The sequence below is a fragment of the Marinobacter sp. genome, assembly GCF_046484525.1.
In the GTDB taxonomy this organism is placed as follows: Bacteria; Pseudomonadota; Gammaproteobacteria; order Pseudomonadales; family Oleiphilaceae; genus Marinobacter.
Map to the genome: position 1 here is coordinate 1 of NZ_JAWOIS010000024.1, position 14,356 is coordinate 14,356.

The following is a 14,356-nucleotide window of genomic DNA, read 5'->3' on the forward strand; positions in this document are numbered from 1 at the left end:
GCGAACGTCATCCGACTGCTGGCCTTGTGGGTCACTTCGATGCGCTCGCCTTCGGTGGCGAACAGGACTGTGTGGTCACCGACCACGTCACCAGCACGGATGGTTTCGAAGCCGATTTCCTTGCGGGTGCGCTCGCCGGTGAAGCCTTCGCGGCCGTAGACGGCGCATTCTTTCAGGTCGCGACCGAGGGCGTCGGCAACCACTTCGCCCATGCGCAGGGCGGTGCCGGAGGGGGCGTCCTTTTTGTGGCGGTGGTGGGCTTCGATGATTTCGACGTCGTAGTCGTCGCCCAGGGTTGCCGCGGCGGTGCGCAGCAGGTTGAGGACGACGTTGACGCCGACGCTCATGTTGGGCGCGAACACTACCGGGATGGATTCTGCGGCCATGGCCAGTTGCTCTTTTTCGGCGTCGGACATGCCGGTGGTGCCGATGATGAGCATCTTGCCGTTGGCCTTGCAGAATTCGGCGTTTTCCAGGGTCAGGTCCGGGAAGGTGAAGTCGATGAGTACATCGAAGTCGTCCTTCGCGTCTGCCAGGCTGCCGACCATTTTCACGCCGGTTTTGCCGATGCCACTGAGTTCGCCGGCGTCGGCGCCAACCAGGCTGCTACCCGGTTCGACTACGGCAGCGCCCAGTTCCAGGCCCTCGGTGCTGTCGACGGCTTCGATCAGGACTTTGCCCATACGCCCGGCGGCGCCGATGATTGCTACCCTCATGTTCGCTTTTCCCTTGTTTGGTTCACGCTCAGAATTTCATTTCGTCGAAGAAGCTTTTCACACCCTCGAACCAAGAGGTTTTCTTCGGAGCATGATGGGTGCCGTTGCTACCGTCCAGTGTTTGCTGGAATTCTTCCAGCAACTCTTTCTGTCGCTTGGTGAGGTTGATCGGGGTTTCCACTACCACACGACACAGCAGGTCACCGGCAGGACCGCCACGGACCGGGCTGACGCCCTTGTTGCGCAGGCGGAACAGTTTGCCGGTCTGGGTTTCGGCCGGGATCTTGAGCTTCACGCGGCCATCGAGGGTGGGCACTTCCAGCTCACCGCCGAGGGTGGCATCCACGATGCTGATGGGTACCTCGCAGTACAGGTTGCGACCCTCACGGGTGAAGATGGAGTGCTCACGCACTGCGATCTGAACGTACAGGTCGCCAGGCGGGCCACCGTCGACACCCATTTCGCCTTCCCCGGATAGACGGATGCGGTCACCGGTATCGACGCCGGGCGGCACTTTGACGGAAAGGGTTTTCTCTTTTCGCACCCGGCCCTGGCCGCGGCACACCTTGCAGGGATTTTTGATGATCTGACCGGAACCCCGACAGGTCGGACAGGCCTGCTGTACGGCGAAGAAGCCCTGCTGCATGCGCACTTGGCCCATACCCTTACAGGTACCACAGATCTCGACACCGGAACCCTTTTCGGCGCCACTGCCATCACAGGCATCGCATTCTTCGTGGCCAGGAATGGTGATTTCGACGTTCTTGCCCTTGACCGCTTCTTCAAGATCCAACTCAAGGGTGTAGCGCAAATCGGCACCGCGGGCGTTGCGACCATGACCACCACCGCCGAAGATATCCCCGAATACATCTCCGAAGATGTCGGAGAAGCTGGCACCACCGCCGCCAAAGCCACCTCCGGCCTGACCGTCCACACCGGCGTGACCGAACTGGTCATAGGCGGCACGCTTACTGGAATCCGCCAGTACGTCGTAGGCTTCGCTGGCCTCTTTGAATTTGTTCTCGGCGTCTTCGTCGTCCGGGTTACGGTCCGGATGGTATTTCATGGCGAGCTTACGGTAAGCCCGCTTGATGTCCTTTTCGTCCGCGCCCCGGGATACACCGAGAACTTCGTAATAATCGCGCTTGGCCATGCTATAAAACCCTGTTTTTATAACGCGGAAAACGCGGGGAAGCCCCCGCGTTTTCCAACTACCTGATGTACGTCAGATTTACTTCTTGTCGTCGTCTTTGACTTCCTCGAACTCGGCGTCGACGGCGTCGTCAGCCGACTGGGACTGGGCACCTTCCTGCCCGCCAGCCTGCTGCGCCTGGTCGGCCTGATCTGCGTACATCTTCTGGGCCAGCTCGGAAGACGCTTCGGTCAGCTTCTGGGTCTTGGCCTCGATATCTTCCTTGTTGGAACCCTCCAGCGCTTCCTCCAGCTCCTTGATAGAAGCCTCGATGGACTCTTTCTCGCTGTCGCTGACCTTGTCACCGGCTTCGCTCAGGGTCTTGCGCACGGCGTGAACCATGGCATCACCCTGGTTGCGGACCTGGACCAGCTCCTCGAACTTGCGATCTTCCTCGGCATTGGCCTCGGCGTCCCGCACCATCTTCTCGATCTCGTCATCGTTCAGACCGGAAGAGGCCTTGATCACGATGGACTGCTCTTTGCCAGTGGCCTTGTCCTTCGCGGACACGTTCAGGATGCCGTTGGCGTCGATGTCGAAGGTGACTTCGATCTGCGGCACACCGCGCGGCGCCGGCGGGATGTCCGCCAGGTCGAAACGGCCCAGAGACTTGTTCCCGGACGCCTGCTTGCGCTCACCCTGCACCACATGGATGGTCACGGCAGTCTGGTTGTCTTCCGCTGTGGAGAAGGTCTGCGACTTCTTGGTCGGGATAGTGGTGTTCTTCTCGATCAGCGGAGTCGCCACGCCACCCATGGTTTCGATGCCCAGGGTCAGCGGGGTTACGTCCAGCAGCAGAACGTCTTTCACATCGCCGGAGAGTACAGCCGCCTGGATAGCAGCACCCATGGCCACGGCTTCGTCCGGGTTAACGTCCTTGCGGGCCTCTTTGCCGAAGAACTCTTTCACCTTCTCCTGCACCAGCGGCATACGGGTCTGACCACCGACCAGGATAACCTCGTCAACCTCACTGGCGTTCATGCCTGCATCCTTCAGAGCCACCTTACAGGGCTCCAGGCTGCGCTGGACCAGGTCTTCGACCAGGGATTCCAGCTTGGCACGGGTCAGCTTGACGTTCATGTGCTTCGGACCGCTCTGATCCGCCGTGATGTACGGCAGATTCACGTCGGTCTGCTGACTGCTGGACAATTCGATCTTGGCCTTTTCGCCAGCTTCCTTCAGGCGCTGCATCGCCAGGGAATCACCACGCAGGTCGATGCCGCTGTCTTTCTTGAACTGGTCTGCCAGGTACTCGATGATTTTCAGGTCGAAGTCTTCACCACCAAGGAAGGTGTCACCGTTGGTAGCCAGTACTTCAAACTGGTGCTCACCGTCAACGTCGGCAATTTCGATGATAGACAGGTCGAAGGTACCACCACCCAGGTCATAAACCGCGACAGTACGGTCACCGCTCTTCTTGTCCAGGCCATAAGCCAGGGCAGCAGCGGTCGGCTCGTTGATGATCCGCTTGACTTCCAGACCGGCAATCTTGCCGGCGTCCTTGGTGGCCTGACGCTGGCTGTCGTTGAAGTAGGCCGGCACGGTGATAACCGCTTCGGTTACTTTCTCGCCAAGGTAGTCTTCTGCAGTCTTCTTCATCTTTTTCAAAACTTCTGCAGACACCTGTGGCGGCGCCATCTTCTGACCCTTCACTTCAACCCAGGCGTCACCGTTGTCCGCCTTGGCAATTTTGTAGGGCACCATCTTGATGTCTTTCTGAACCACGTCGTCTTCAAAGCGACGACCGATCAGACGCTTGATAGCGTACAGGGTGTTGTCCGGGTTGGTTACCGCCTGGCGTTTGGCTGATTGGCCAACCAGGGTCTCACCGTCGTCGGTGTAGGCGATGATGGACGGGGTGGTGCGATCACCCTCAGCGTTCTCGATTACCTTTACCTTGTCGCCATCCATGATAGCCACACAGGAGTTTGTGGTTCCCAGGTCGATACCAATAATCTTGCTCATCGAATCACTCCAAATCTTCTGAATGCTTTCCCGGAGTATGTCGCCCCGGCTTCTCGCTATTTACTCGCTATATTGGCGCTTTAATCGGCTTTTCAAGCCCGCCGGCGATTTTTTCGTTACTCGGCCTTGGCAACGATAACCATTGCCGGGCGCACCACACGGCCGTTTAACAGATAGCCCTTCTGCACCACGTTGACCACGCTGTTGGGCTCGGCGTCCGGCGCCGGCACCATGGACATAGCCTCATGCTGCTGCGGATCGAATGGCTCACCCACCGGGTTCAGCTGCTCGACATTGAACTTCGCCAGGCTCTTCATAAACAGATCGAGAGTCATTTCCACGCCCTCGCGGATGGATGCCACCAGTTCACCGGCCCCTTCCTGGCGCTCGGTGCTTTCCACCGCCTTCTCCAGGCTGTCAGCCACCGGCAGCAGTTCCTTCACAAACTTCTCGAGGGCGAACTTGTGGGCTTTCTCCACGTCGATCTCGGAGCGACGACGCACGTTCTGCATTTCGGCCTGGGTACGCAGCACCTGATCCCTGAGCTCCTGGACCTGGGCGTTGAGGGCCTCCACCTCGGAAACCTCCTCGCCTTCCGGGGCCGCCTCCCCGGCTGCCTGCGCTTCCTCGGCGGCGGCCTCGGTCGCCTCCTTCAACTCCTCTGCCTGTTCGTTGCGGTTCTCGTCAGTGCTCATGACTCCTCCTGCTAAATCTCCAGCGGCCTGACAACACGGCCGATTGAAATGTGCTCCCGCCCGAAGCGAGCCGGAAAACTGTATTTGCGAACGGATATGGGGCCCGCTTGTCCGGTTTCAACCATTTCCCTCCGTATTCGTGAAGAAAATCACGACCGGTCGTTTGCAAACACGAAAAAGCCTGTATATATTCACAGTCACTGTATGTAAAACCAGTATTTCAGTCGGACACCACCGAGTACTCAACAACGGATTCTGAATCGGGAGCGGAGGTTATCCATGCTCACTCAACTTACGGTTTCCAATTACGCCATTGCCGAAAGAGTGGAACTCCAGTTCAACAAGGGCATGACCGCCCTGACCGGGGAGACCGGTGCGGGCAAATCCATTGTCCTTGATGCCCTCGGGCTTGCCATGGGCGGCCGCGCCGATGCCGGGGCCGTCCGTCATGGCGCCAAGCGGGCGGATATTACCGCCACCTTCGACGTCAGCGCCATTCCCGAGGCGGTGAAGTGGCTGGACCAGCACGAACTGGACGATGACAACGACTGCATCCTGCGCCGGGTAATCAGCAGGGACGGCCGTTCCCGGGCCTATATCAACGGCCAGCCCTGCCCCCTGGCACACCTGAAGGAACTCGGCGGCCTGCTGATGGATATCCACAGCCAGCACCAGCATCAGTCCCTGCTGCGCAAGGAAACCCACCGTAAACTGCTCGACGAGTTCGCCGGCATCGAAACCCTGACCGCCGATACCCGCGCTGCCTGGAAAGCCTGGCACCTGACCCGCCAGCGCCTGACCGAACGGCAACAGAACGCCGATGAGGCGGAAGCCCGGCTGCAACTGCTGCGCTACCAGGTGGAAGAGCTGGAGCGGTTGGCCCTCGAAGACGGCGAACAGGAAGCCCTGGAACAAGAACAGGCCCAACTGAGCCAGGCGGATTCAGTACTGCACAGCAGCCACCAGGCCGCCCTGCTCTGTACCGAGGAGGAGACCAGCGCCTCGGACCTGATCCGCCAGGCCCTGCAGCAACTGGAGCAGCTTCCGGTGGAGGTGCCCGCCCTGGCGGACACCATCCAGATGCTGAACGAGGCCCAGATCCAGGTTTCCGAAGCCGGCGACAACCTGCGCCGGTTCGTGGAGGATTACGAAGCGGACCCTGCCCGGCTCGCCGAGGTGGAGGAGCGCCTGAGCGCTATCTACCAGATGGCCCGCAAGCACCGAATCACCCCGGAAGAGTTACCGGAACTGCACGAGCGCCTGAGCAGCGAACTGGCCGAACTGGACGGCGGCGAAGGCAGTCTTGAACAAATGGAAGCAGAACTGGAGAAGCAACGCGCCAGCTTTGATGAACTGGCCAGCCAGCTCACCGAAGCCCGGCAGCGAGCTGCCGTGGAGCTCGACCAGCGCATTGCCGAGGAACTGGCGCAGCTGAGCATGCCGTCCGTGCAGTTCGTCACTCACCTGAACCGCAACAACGATGAGCAGCCAGCTCCGCACGGCATGGAAGACATCGAGTTCCTGGTCAGCGCCAACCCGGGCCAGCCGGCACGGTCCCTGGCGAAGGTCGCCTCCGGCGGGGAACTGTCCCGGATCAGCCTGGCCATCCAGGTGGTAGTGGCCCAGACCTCCACCACACCCACGCTGGTGTTCGACGAAGTGGACGTCGGCATCGGTGGCGGCACCGCCGAGGTGGTCGGCAAGCTGCTGCGGACCCTCGGCAGCAACGGCCAGGTAGTGTGCGTAACCCACCTGCCACAGGTGGCGGCGCAGTGCCATCAACACCTGTTTGTCAGCAAATTTTCGGAAAAAGACGCGACCTTCTCGAAAATCGAGGCACTCGATGACAAGGGAAGGATCAGTGAAGTGGCGAGAATGCTGGGGGGTGTGGACATGACCGAGCAGACCATTGCCCATGCCCGGGAGATGTTTTCCATGGGGCAGGCGACCCACCACTGACGGCAGACCAGAACCTCTACCCCTCTCGATCCTGAGAGCTGTTCGGGGGCAGGCTGATACCTGCCCCCTTTTTTATGTTCGCCTGCTTATTCGCCTTCTTTGGCTTTGACCGGCTTCACGTAGAGAATCAGGCTGTGATCCACGATCTCATAGCCATGCTCCTCGGCGATCTTCTTCTGACGCTCCTCGATCACCTCGTCCACAAACTCGATAACCTCACCCGTCTGGGTGCACACCATGTGGTCATGATGATCATCGCCCGCCATTTCAAAGACCGCATGGCCGCCCTCGAAGTTGTGCCGCAGTACCAGGCCAGCCGCCTCGAACTGGGTCAGCACCCGGTAGACGGTTGCCAGCCCCACGTCATCTCCCTGCTCAAGCAGTTTCTTGTAAACGTCTTCGGCACTCAGATGGTGCTCTTCAGCGCTCTCCAGAATATTGAAGATCTTGACCCGTGGCAGGGTGACCTTCAGACCGACTTTTCGTAATTCGGCGTTTTCAGATGACATGTTACTATTCACTCTTTGGTGTGCCTCACGGCTTCCGGTATGATGAAGCCGCCATTTAACGGTCAACCCGTGTCACACCTGCCTCTGGCAGGCGATTTCAAGATAGAGGATTTCCCACGGCGATGCAAAAGCTCACAGCTCTCATTTTCACTCTCTTTATGACCGGTTGTGCCTTCCCCGGCGTGTACAAGATCAACGTGCAGCAGGGCAACATTGTGACTGATGAAGAGCTCACTTCACTGACCGCCGGCATGCCCCGAAGCCAGGTCCACGCACTGCTTGGCACGCCGCTGACCATCAACCCGGTTGACCCGTCCCGGGAGTACTACATCTACACCTTCCAGAGGCGAGGCGGGGACATCCGGGAGCAACGCATTATCGTCTACTATAACGACGATAGCTTTTCTAATTACGAAGCCCAGATGCTTGAGGAAACCCCCGCCTACTGATCCTCGCTCAGGCGCCCTTCTTTTTTGCCCGATTCAGGCGTGCCTGTTTCGGGTCGATCTTCAGAGGCCTGTACAGCTCCACGCGGTCCCCTTCACGCAATTCGTGGGCGGCCGGATCCTTGATCACTTTTCCAAAGATGCCCATGTCATTTGAGTCAGGATCCACGTCTGGAAACATCTCGGTAATCCCGGAGAGTTTCACCGCCTCCAGCGCGGTCGTGCCTTCCGGCACCGTCACCGGCACGATTTCCTGCTTGTCCGGCCGGGCGTAGGCCACTTCTACCCGAATCATCGATTCCCTCCCTGAAACAGCTCGTCGGCCCGGCGGCAGAACGCGTCCACCATGGTATTGGCGGCCTGGGAGAACACTGGCCCGAACGTCATCCGGGACAGGGAACCCGAAAACTCGAACTCCAGGGTCAGGATGACCTTGCAGGCATTGTCGTCCAGGGCCTTGAAATGCCAGCGGCCGGTCAGGTTCTGGAACGGCCCGTCCACCAGGTTCATCTCGATGGCTTCGGGCATCAGCAGCTGGTTGCGAGTGGTCAAACGGTGGCGAATACCACCCTTGGCGATTTCCAGGGAAGCTGTCACCTGCTCCTCACCCCGATCGTGGACCTCAGCCCCGGCGCACCAGGGCAGGAACTCGGGATAGCGGGCAATATCATTAACCAGATGGAACATGCGCTCGGCGGAGTGCATGACAAGTGCGGTTTTATCAATCTGATGGGCCATGGGCTCCTCAGTAAAAAGTACAGCCTGAATCAGACGCTATGATAAAGGATCTCGTCCTCTTTGGGGGCATTTTCAGGCTGATCCACCGGTTCCGGAGCAGCTTCTTCATCCCGGTCGGCGGGTTTCGCACCCTCCGACCAGGGTTCACTGCCCTGCCCGGCGGAAACCGACGGTCCGGAGTCGGCTCCTTGCGCGCCACCCGGCGCAATCTCCAGCACAAGTGGCGCCGGACGCTCACACCAGAGCGCTACACTGCCATTCTCACACAGATCATTAAGCGAGAAAGCCGTGTACATAATCCCAACATAGACCACCACCACCGGCAGCACCGTGCGCATATCCCAGTACCAGACCCGGGCAAACAGGCCCGGGGTCCGGCCAATCAACTGGTGCGCCAACCGGCGGGTCAGGCACCAACCGGTAAACAGGGCAATGAGGACCGCCACCAGGGGAATCAACAGGCCGCCGGTGAACAGCTCCAGCCACCGGAACAGAGTCGCTCCGTAAAGCCGGTATTCCGCCCAGATGTTGAAAGAAAGCAGGGTTATCAGCCCAGCCAGCCAGGCCAGCAGTCCGACCAGCACCACGGAGATGCCCCTTGGCGCGCCGGTCCACTCCCGTAACCAGTCGACCACTGGCTCCAGCAACGCCAACGAGGTGGTCCAGACCACCATCACCACCAGCAGAAACGCACAGGCAATGATCAGCTGGCTACCGGCGAACTTGGCCAGGGAAACCGGCAGGGACACGAACAGCAGACTGAAGCCGCGCTCCCCATCAATATCCGCACTTCCGGTGGCGAGGGCAAAGATCATCAAGCCGGCCAGAATGGCGACCAGGGTATCCATCAGTACGACGGCGAGGATCGAGCGTTTGAAGCGGGTATCAGACGTGGTGTAGGTGCCGAGAACCGTCCACACCCCCATGCCCAGCCCAAGGGTAAAAAAAGCGTGGAACAGTGCGGCCTTGACGCTTCCGAGGGAAACGTCTTCCGGGCGCACTTCAAGGATGTGAGCAAATGCGCCATCGACCCGTCCCTGCCAGGCGGCCAGCCCGAACAGCACCAGCATCAGCACCAGAGCGCCCGGCACCACCACCCGCATGGCGCGCTCCAGCCCCCGGGCCACGCCCTGAACGGAAACCCAGACCACCAGCAGCATGAAGAACGCATGCCAGGCCATGAAATAGCGGTACTGCCCGGGATCCGACACCAGCCCCGAGAGCAGCGAAGCGGCCTCGGCCTCACTACCGGAAGACAGCCGCCCCATAGCCCCGAAGAAGACATAAGCCAAGGCAATCGACCCGAACACGGCGGTATAGGAGAGCACCACAAACCCCGCCAGCACACTGAGCCGACCGGCCAGCATCCAGCCGCGGGAGCACCGGGTGCTGCGGATCAACCCGTCCATGGCCAACACGATGCCGTGTCGGGAATAACGCCCCAGGGCCGACTCGGTCACCATCAGCGGCAGCGTGACCAGCAGGAGACAGGCCAGATAGATCAGCACGAACAGACCACCACCGTGCAGGCTGGCCAGGTATGGAAACTGCCACAGATTGGCTAACCCGACCGTTGCGCCCACGGAGGCCCAGAAGAATGTGGATTTACGGGTGAAGACCCCGTTGGCTGACTGATACGACGTCGACATGCATTTCCCTGAAAGTATCTGCGTCGCCATTGTAGCCGATGCCGGCAAAGTCGCACGCCTCATCGGTCACGATTACTGCGTTTTCGTGACCGGTCTGGCAGTCCTGGGCTACAATGCGCGTTTTGCCGGGACAAGCCCGGCCGTTCGTTCATTTATCCGAACCCGGATCACTGATTCATGAGCAAGAAGAAACCCGGAACGCCGAGTAGTACCATCGCCCTCAACAAAAAGGCGAAACACGAGTATCACATCGAGGAACGCTTCGAGGCGGGTCTGTCCCTGCTGGGCTGGGAAGTCAAATCCCTGCGGGCCGGCAAGGCACAGCTGGTGGACGCCTATGTGCTGCTCAAGAACGGCGAGGCCTGGTTACTGGGCGCCCACATCACTCCCCTGAGCACGGCGTCGACCCACGTCATTGCCGATCCGACACGGACCCGTAAGCTGCTGCTCCACAAAAAGGAAATTGCCAAAATCCTGGGCAAAGTCAATCAGGCAGGATTTACCTGCATTCCCCTGGCACTTTACTGGAAGAAGAACAAAGTGAAGTGCGAGATTGCGCTTGCCAAGGGCAAGAAGGAGTTCGACAAACGCGCCACGGAAAAAGAGCGCGACTGGAACCGTCAGAAGCAGCGCATCCTGCGCGAAGCCAACGTCTGATTCCGGCACCGCAAGAATTACCTAATACCTGACACTGGTCATAGGCGGTGCCGGGAAGTATGTCGCATACTTACTCCCTTTGTTCAGGTTTCCAACAGGCCTATACTCGGGAATCCCGGTGCATGGCGAAGGGAGCGCTTATGTCATCTAATCAGATACCCATGTCCGCCGTTGATCGCGCGTGGCTGCGTATGGACACCCCGCAGAACCCCATGATGATCTGCGGGGTGTGGACCCTGGAACGCCCAGTTTCCATGAACCGGCTCAGGCAAACGATCGAGGAGCGATTCCTGTGCTTCAACCGGTTCCGGCAGCGAGTTGTAGACACCGGGGACCGCGCTTACTGGCAGGATGACCCCCTGTTCGACCTGGACAACCATCTGCACCGGATCGCCCTGCCGGGCAAGGCCGACAAAGCCGAGCTCCAGAAACTGGTCAGTGACATGAACAGTACGTCGCTGGATTTCCGGCAGCCACTCTGGCAAATGCATTACATCGACAATTATGGGACCGGCGGCGCACTTCTGATTCGCATCCACCATTGCATTGCCGATGGCATCTCACTGGTTAGGGTGATGCTGTCGCTTACCGATAAAACCCCAGAACCCAAGCTGGGCAAAGTGGCATCAAAGCGTCGATCAAAACCCCACCAAAGATCCGCATTCCAGCAATTTTTCCACCGCGCGTTGGACAACGCGCAAACTGCCACAAATCAGGCCAGGCTGTTTATCCAGTCCGTCCGGGAAGAGCCTGACTATCCCCTCAAACTGGCGTCCACCGCCAGCGCCATCGCCCTGGACCTGGTCAAACTCGGTCTGGCCCCCATTGAGCCCAAAACGGGGCTGAAGGAGCCGCTTTCCGGACGCAAACAGGTGGCCTGGGCAGACCCTTTGGACCTGGACGAAGTGAAAGCCTGCGCCAGGGCCCTGGGTGGCACCATCAACGATGCCCTGCTCTGTACGGTCACCGGGGCATTACAGCGGCATTTTTCGGCTCACAAGGAAAAAATCCCCGATTGCGGAATCCGCGTGGCCGTGCCGTTCAACCTGCGACCTCTTGATCAACCCATAGAGACCCTCGGCAACAAGTTTGGTCTGGTGCTGGTCACGCTGCCGTTGGAAGTGATGGACCCAGTCATGTGCTTCCGGCAGGTGCAGGAGAACATGAACCGGCTCAAACGCTCCTATCAGGCCCAGGTCACCTACAGCCTTCTTGATTTATTCGGTCGGGGCCCCGATGTTATTGAACGACGGGCCCTGGATCTGCTCAGCAACAAAGCCTCCGCCGTACTGACCAACGTGCCGGGACCCAAAGAGCCTCTGTACCTCGCGGGAAGCAAACTGACCCAGCCCATGTTCTGGGTGCCCCAAAGCGGCAACATCGGCATCGGGATGAGCATCCTGAGCTATGCCGGCACCGTACAGTTCGGCATCACCGTGGACAAGGCCATCCACGCCGATCCCCATGCGGTGATGGACTACTTCCGGGAAAGCTTCGAAGCCCTGAGCCACGCGGCCCTGGCCGGACGACCCGAAGCAGTGAAGCGCCACGCAAGCTGAGCAGGGGTAGGTATAAATCGCGCAATTAACCCTTGAAGTCCGGTAATCCGGACACATATACTGGGATCACTAGGGGGACGACTTGGCTTCGACGCCGGTGACGAACCCTTGGGTGCATGTCGAGATGGCAGCGAATCTCGTAAATCCAAAGCTGCTTTAAAATAGTCGCAAACGACGAAAACTACGCACTGGCGGCGTAAGCCGTTCCAGTCGTCCTGGCTGAGGCGCCTATAACTCAGTAGTAACATCCCAGGACGTCATCGCTTATAGGCTGCTCCGCTACCCAGAGCTCACTGGATAGCGGCTAAGATTAAAGAGCTCGCCTCTTGCACCCTGACCTTCGGGTCGCTCGAGGTTAAATCAATAGAAGGACACTAAGCATGTAGACCTCAAGGCTGAGTGCTGGCGGACGCGGGTTCAATTCCCGCCGTCTCCACCAAACACCTACCAACCTGTTGATTTTACAGGTTATTGAAATACCCCAGAGGTACGCGCCTCGTTCACTTGGACACAAAGTTGGACACATGGGCGCGTACCTTTTCATTTCTGCAAGCCGAATTTATTATTTCCGTAAACGATTTTCTCCGGCCACATCAAGGCTTCTGCGGCGCGCTGACCTCAAAGTCAGCTTGAGGACGGAATCCGTTCAGAATGCTCGCAGGCGGGCCTTGAGATTGCTTCAACTAGTTGAGCGTATCGAGGTCAGTTGCGCCTTGGCTAAGAAATCCAATCCCGATCTAATACAAGAAAAGCTTAACGAGTACATAGCGGATCAAATCAGCCTCTACAGGGTGATGTGGGCGCGGGGTGAATTACCCACCGGTCCCGAGGACGATTTGACCCCCATCGAGCTCGAGCTGGACGAGATCCACGACATCATACGCGGCCATGAACCCTGGCCCACCCAGACCAGGTCCGCAGAGAGAACCATCAGAAAGCATCTCAATGAGGCTAAAGGGGTCCCAGAGGAGGAACTGCAAGACTTCCCATTGCGCTACCTTGAGGCCAAGAGTGCGGCTCTTGCCTATGGATCACTACTGCAGAAAGGAGCTCCTGAGGAGGCTCGCCTTAAAGCGGTCAAGCACTACTTCCCAGAATTCCGCCAGCCGGAGACGCAATCGCCCCAGCACGAAGAGAACGGACCGCTAATCTCGGAACTTCGGGATAAGTTTCAGGCCGAGAGAACTCGAGCAGGCCTCGAGGAGCGGTCAATTAAAGCCACTACTGTCGCGATCAACTATTTCATCGAGCTCTGCGGTGATCTTCCCATCGAAAAAGTTGATCGAGCCACTGCTCGCTTGTTCAAAGAGAAGTACAGTCTCTACCCGAAAAACAAAAACAAGATGCCGGCAACCAAGGATCTCTCGTTCGAGGAAATCCAGAAGAGCGACATTGAGTACGAGCCGATATCCACGACCACGGTAAACAATAACCTCACGAAGCTATCGACCTTTTTCAATTGGGCTCATGACCACGGCTACGCCAAGGAAAACCCAATTGCAAAAATGAAGATCAAGGAGTCCAAGCGAGAGAAGGATGATCGCTTTCCTTTCACTGATCTTGAACTTCAGAGGCTATTCGACCCGACAGTCCACAACTTCAAGGCACTCCGTCGAGAGAGTTACTTCTGGGCCCCCTTAGTCGCACTGTATACCGGAGGTCGGGTTAACGAAATCTGTCAGTTATACCTCGACGATATTGAGGTGGTGGACGGCATCGACGTTATCCACTTCCGCTCAGCAAGGCCTGACCAAAAGCTGAAGAACCCCGCGAGCATCCGGCAGGTTCCGATACATCGCGAGCTTCTTAAGATCGGGTTTCTCGAATTCGTTAATACGCAGCGAGAGCGGGGAGAGAAGCGGCTGTTTCCTGAACTCAAATTTACCGAACAAGGATACAGCGGGAACTTCAGCAAGTGGTTTGGACGACGTAAAGAAGCTTTCATTTCTCAGGATCGTCGGCAAAAGGTCACTTTTCATTCTTTCCGTCACACATTCGCCGACTATCTTCGGGCCGTGCGCGCTAGGTCTTACGAGATCGACCGTCTGTCAGGCCGGAAATCTAATTCCATGTCCCATGACCGCTATGGGTCAGACCTGAAGATAGCGTCTTTGAGAGAGACCCTGGAGAAAATCAGCTTCTCTCATATCTTGAAAATCGATGAGCTATCGAGAATTGCTCGTGAATATAACCGGAGGAGAAGTGCAGCGGATACTTAACGCTCGCTCAGGGCTATACAGCATTAATCAGCGCCTCCTATATTGATCAAAG

General features: G+C 58.3%; 13 protein-coding genes and 1 other RNA gene. 6 read left to right on the plus strand and 8 right to left on the minus strand.

Annotation, left to right across the window (positions count from 1 at the left end):
• From dapB to grpE, 4 genes are all read right to left on the minus strand, one after another.
• A partial coding sequence (gene dapB / locus R6W86_RS05750) for a 4-hydroxy-tetrahydrodipicolinate reductase (protein ID WP_410328424.1) occupies nt 1-716 on the minus strand: 716 nt, incomplete at its 3' end.
• Nucleotides 717-744: 28 nt separating this feature from the next.
• Nucleotides 745-1,869 (minus strand): molecular chaperone DnaJ, encoded by a 1,125-nt coding sequence (gene dnaJ / locus R6W86_RS05755; protein ID WP_410328425.1) that lies wholly within the window; start codon nt 1,867-1,869, stop codon nt 745-747.
• Nucleotides 1,870-1,947: 78 nt separating this feature from the next.
• Entirely contained in the window at nt 1,948-3,873 is a 1,926-nt protein-coding gene (gene dnaK / locus R6W86_RS05760) for a molecular chaperone DnaK (RefSeq protein WP_410328426.1), read from the minus strand.
• A 116-nt stretch (nt 3,874-3,989) separates the two neighbouring features.
• A complete protein-coding gene (grpE, locus tag R6W86_RS05765; protein WP_410328427.1) occupies nt 3,990-4,568 on the minus strand; it encodes a nucleotide exchange factor GrpE in 579 nt (192 codons plus the stop codon).
• A 279-nt stretch (nt 4,569-4,847) separates the two neighbouring features.
• Between grpE and recN the strand changes: the two genes are divergently transcribed.
• Nucleotides 4,848-6,527 (plus strand): DNA repair protein RecN, encoded by a 1,680-nt coding sequence (gene recN / locus R6W86_RS05770; protein ID WP_410328428.1) that lies wholly within the window; start codon nt 4,848-4,850, stop codon nt 6,525-6,527.
• Nucleotides 6,528-6,613: 86 nt separating this feature from the next.
• Here the strand turns inward: recN and fur are convergent, their stop codons facing one another.
• Complete coding sequence (gene fur / locus R6W86_RS05775; RefSeq protein ID WP_410328429.1) at nt 6,614-7,036, minus strand: ferric iron uptake transcriptional regulator; 423 nt, start codon at nt 7,034-7,036, stop codon at nt 6,614-6,616.
• Nucleotides 7,037-7,158: 122 nt separating this feature from the next.
• Here fur and R6W86_RS05780 point away from each other — a divergent pair, with 122 nt between their 5' ends.
• Nucleotides 7,159-7,485: an outer membrane protein assembly factor BamE gene (locus R6W86_RS05780; RefSeq protein WP_410328430.1), complete on the plus strand. Its 327-nt coding sequence runs from the start codon at nt 7,159-7,161 to the stop codon at nt 7,483-7,485.
• A gap of 7 nt (nt 7,486-7,492) precedes the next feature.
• Here the strand turns inward: R6W86_RS05780 and R6W86_RS05785 are convergent, their stop codons facing one another.
• From R6W86_RS05785 to R6W86_RS05795, 3 genes are read right to left on the minus strand one after another with little or no spacing between them, the layout of a single operon-like run.
• Nucleotides 7,493-7,777 carry an RnfH family protein gene (locus tag R6W86_RS05785; protein ID WP_410328431.1) on the minus strand — a complete coding sequence of 95 codons (285 nt, stop codon included), beginning with the start codon at nt 7,775-7,777 and terminating at the stop codon, nt 7,493-7,495.
• Complete coding sequence (locus R6W86_RS05790) at nt 7,774-8,220, minus strand: type II toxin-antitoxin system RatA family toxin (RefSeq protein ID WP_410328432.1); 447 nt, start codon at nt 8,218-8,220, stop codon at nt 7,774-7,776. Before R6W86_RS05790 ends, R6W86_RS05785 begins: the two co-directional genes overlap by 4 nt.
• A 29-nt stretch (nt 8,221-8,249) precedes the next feature.
• The gene (locus R6W86_RS05795) at nt 8,250-9,869 is read right to left on the minus strand and encodes a sodium-dependent transporter (RefSeq protein WP_410328433.1); all 1,620 of its coding nucleotides are present in this window, start codon (nt 9,867-9,869) and stop codon (nt 8,250-8,252) included.
• A 177-nt stretch (nt 9,870-10,046) separates the two neighbouring features.
• Between R6W86_RS05795 and smpB the strand changes: the two genes are divergently transcribed.
• The 4 genes from smpB (at nt 10,047) to R6W86_RS05815 (ending at nt 14,304) form a co-directional block, all read left to right on the plus strand.
• Nucleotides 10,047-10,526, plus strand: a complete 480-nt coding sequence (gene smpB, locus R6W86_RS05800) for an SsrA-binding protein SmpB (RefSeq protein ID WP_410328434.1) — start codon at nt 10,047-10,049, stop codon at nt 10,524-10,526.
• A 140-nt stretch (nt 10,527-10,666) separates the two neighbouring features.
• Entirely contained in the window at nt 10,667-12,085 is a 1,419-nt protein-coding gene (locus R6W86_RS05805) for a WS/DGAT/MGAT family O-acyltransferase (protein ID WP_410328435.1), read from the plus strand.
• Nucleotides 12,086-12,158: 73 nt separating this feature from the next.
• Nucleotides 12,159-12,524: a transfer-messenger RNA gene (gene ssrA, locus R6W86_RS05810) on the plus strand.
• A gap of 274 nt (nt 12,525-12,798) precedes the next feature.
• Nucleotides 12,799-14,304 carry a tyrosine-type recombinase/integrase gene (locus R6W86_RS05815; RefSeq protein ID WP_410328436.1) on the plus strand — a complete coding sequence of 502 codons (1,506 nt, stop codon included), beginning with the start codon at nt 12,799-12,801 and terminating at the stop codon, nt 14,302-14,304.
• The last annotated feature ends 52 nt before the right edge of the window (nt 14,305-14,356 follow it).

Excerpts from the sequence above, each read along its gene's own strand:
- R6W86_RS05785 (WP_410328431.1), bottom strand. The coding sequence starts at position 7,777 with ATGATTCGGGTAGAAGTGGCCTACGCCCGGCCGGACAAGCAGGAAATC.
- smpB (WP_410328434.1), top strand. The coding sequence starts at position 10,047 with ATGAGCAAGAAGAAACCCGGAACGCCGAGTAGTACCATCGCCCTCAAC.
- R6W86_RS05790 (WP_410328432.1), bottom strand. The coding sequence starts at position 8,220 with ATGGCCCATCAGATTGATAAAACCGCACTTGTCATGCACTCCGCCGAG.
- dnaK (WP_410328426.1), bottom strand. The coding sequence starts at position 3,873 with ATGAGCAAGATTATTGGTATCGACCTGGGAACCACAAACTCCTGTGTG.
- R6W86_RS05795 (WP_410328433.1), bottom strand. The coding sequence starts at position 9,869 with ATGTCGACGTCGTATCAGTCAGCCAACGGGGTCTTCACCCGTAAATCC.
- grpE (WP_410328427.1), bottom strand. The coding sequence starts at position 4,568 with ATGAGCACTGACGAGAACCGCAACGAACAGGCAGAGGAGTTGAAGGAG.
- R6W86_RS05780 (WP_410328430.1), top strand. The coding sequence starts at position 7,159 with ATGCAAAAGCTCACAGCTCTCATTTTCACTCTCTTTATGACCGGTTGT.
- recN (WP_410328428.1), top strand. The coding sequence starts at position 4,848 with ATGCTCACTCAACTTACGGTTTCCAATTACGCCATTGCCGAAAGAGTG.
- fur (WP_410328429.1), bottom strand. The coding sequence starts at position 7,036 with ATGTCATCTGAAAACGCCGAATTACGAAAAGTCGGTCTGAAGGTCACC.
- R6W86_RS05805 (WP_410328435.1), top strand. The coding sequence starts at position 10,667 with ATGTCATCTAATCAGATACCCATGTCCGCCGTTGATCGCGCGTGGCTG.
- dnaJ (WP_410328425.1), bottom strand. The coding sequence starts at position 1,869 with ATGGCCAAGCGCGATTATTACGAAGTTCTCGGTGTATCCCGGGGCGCG.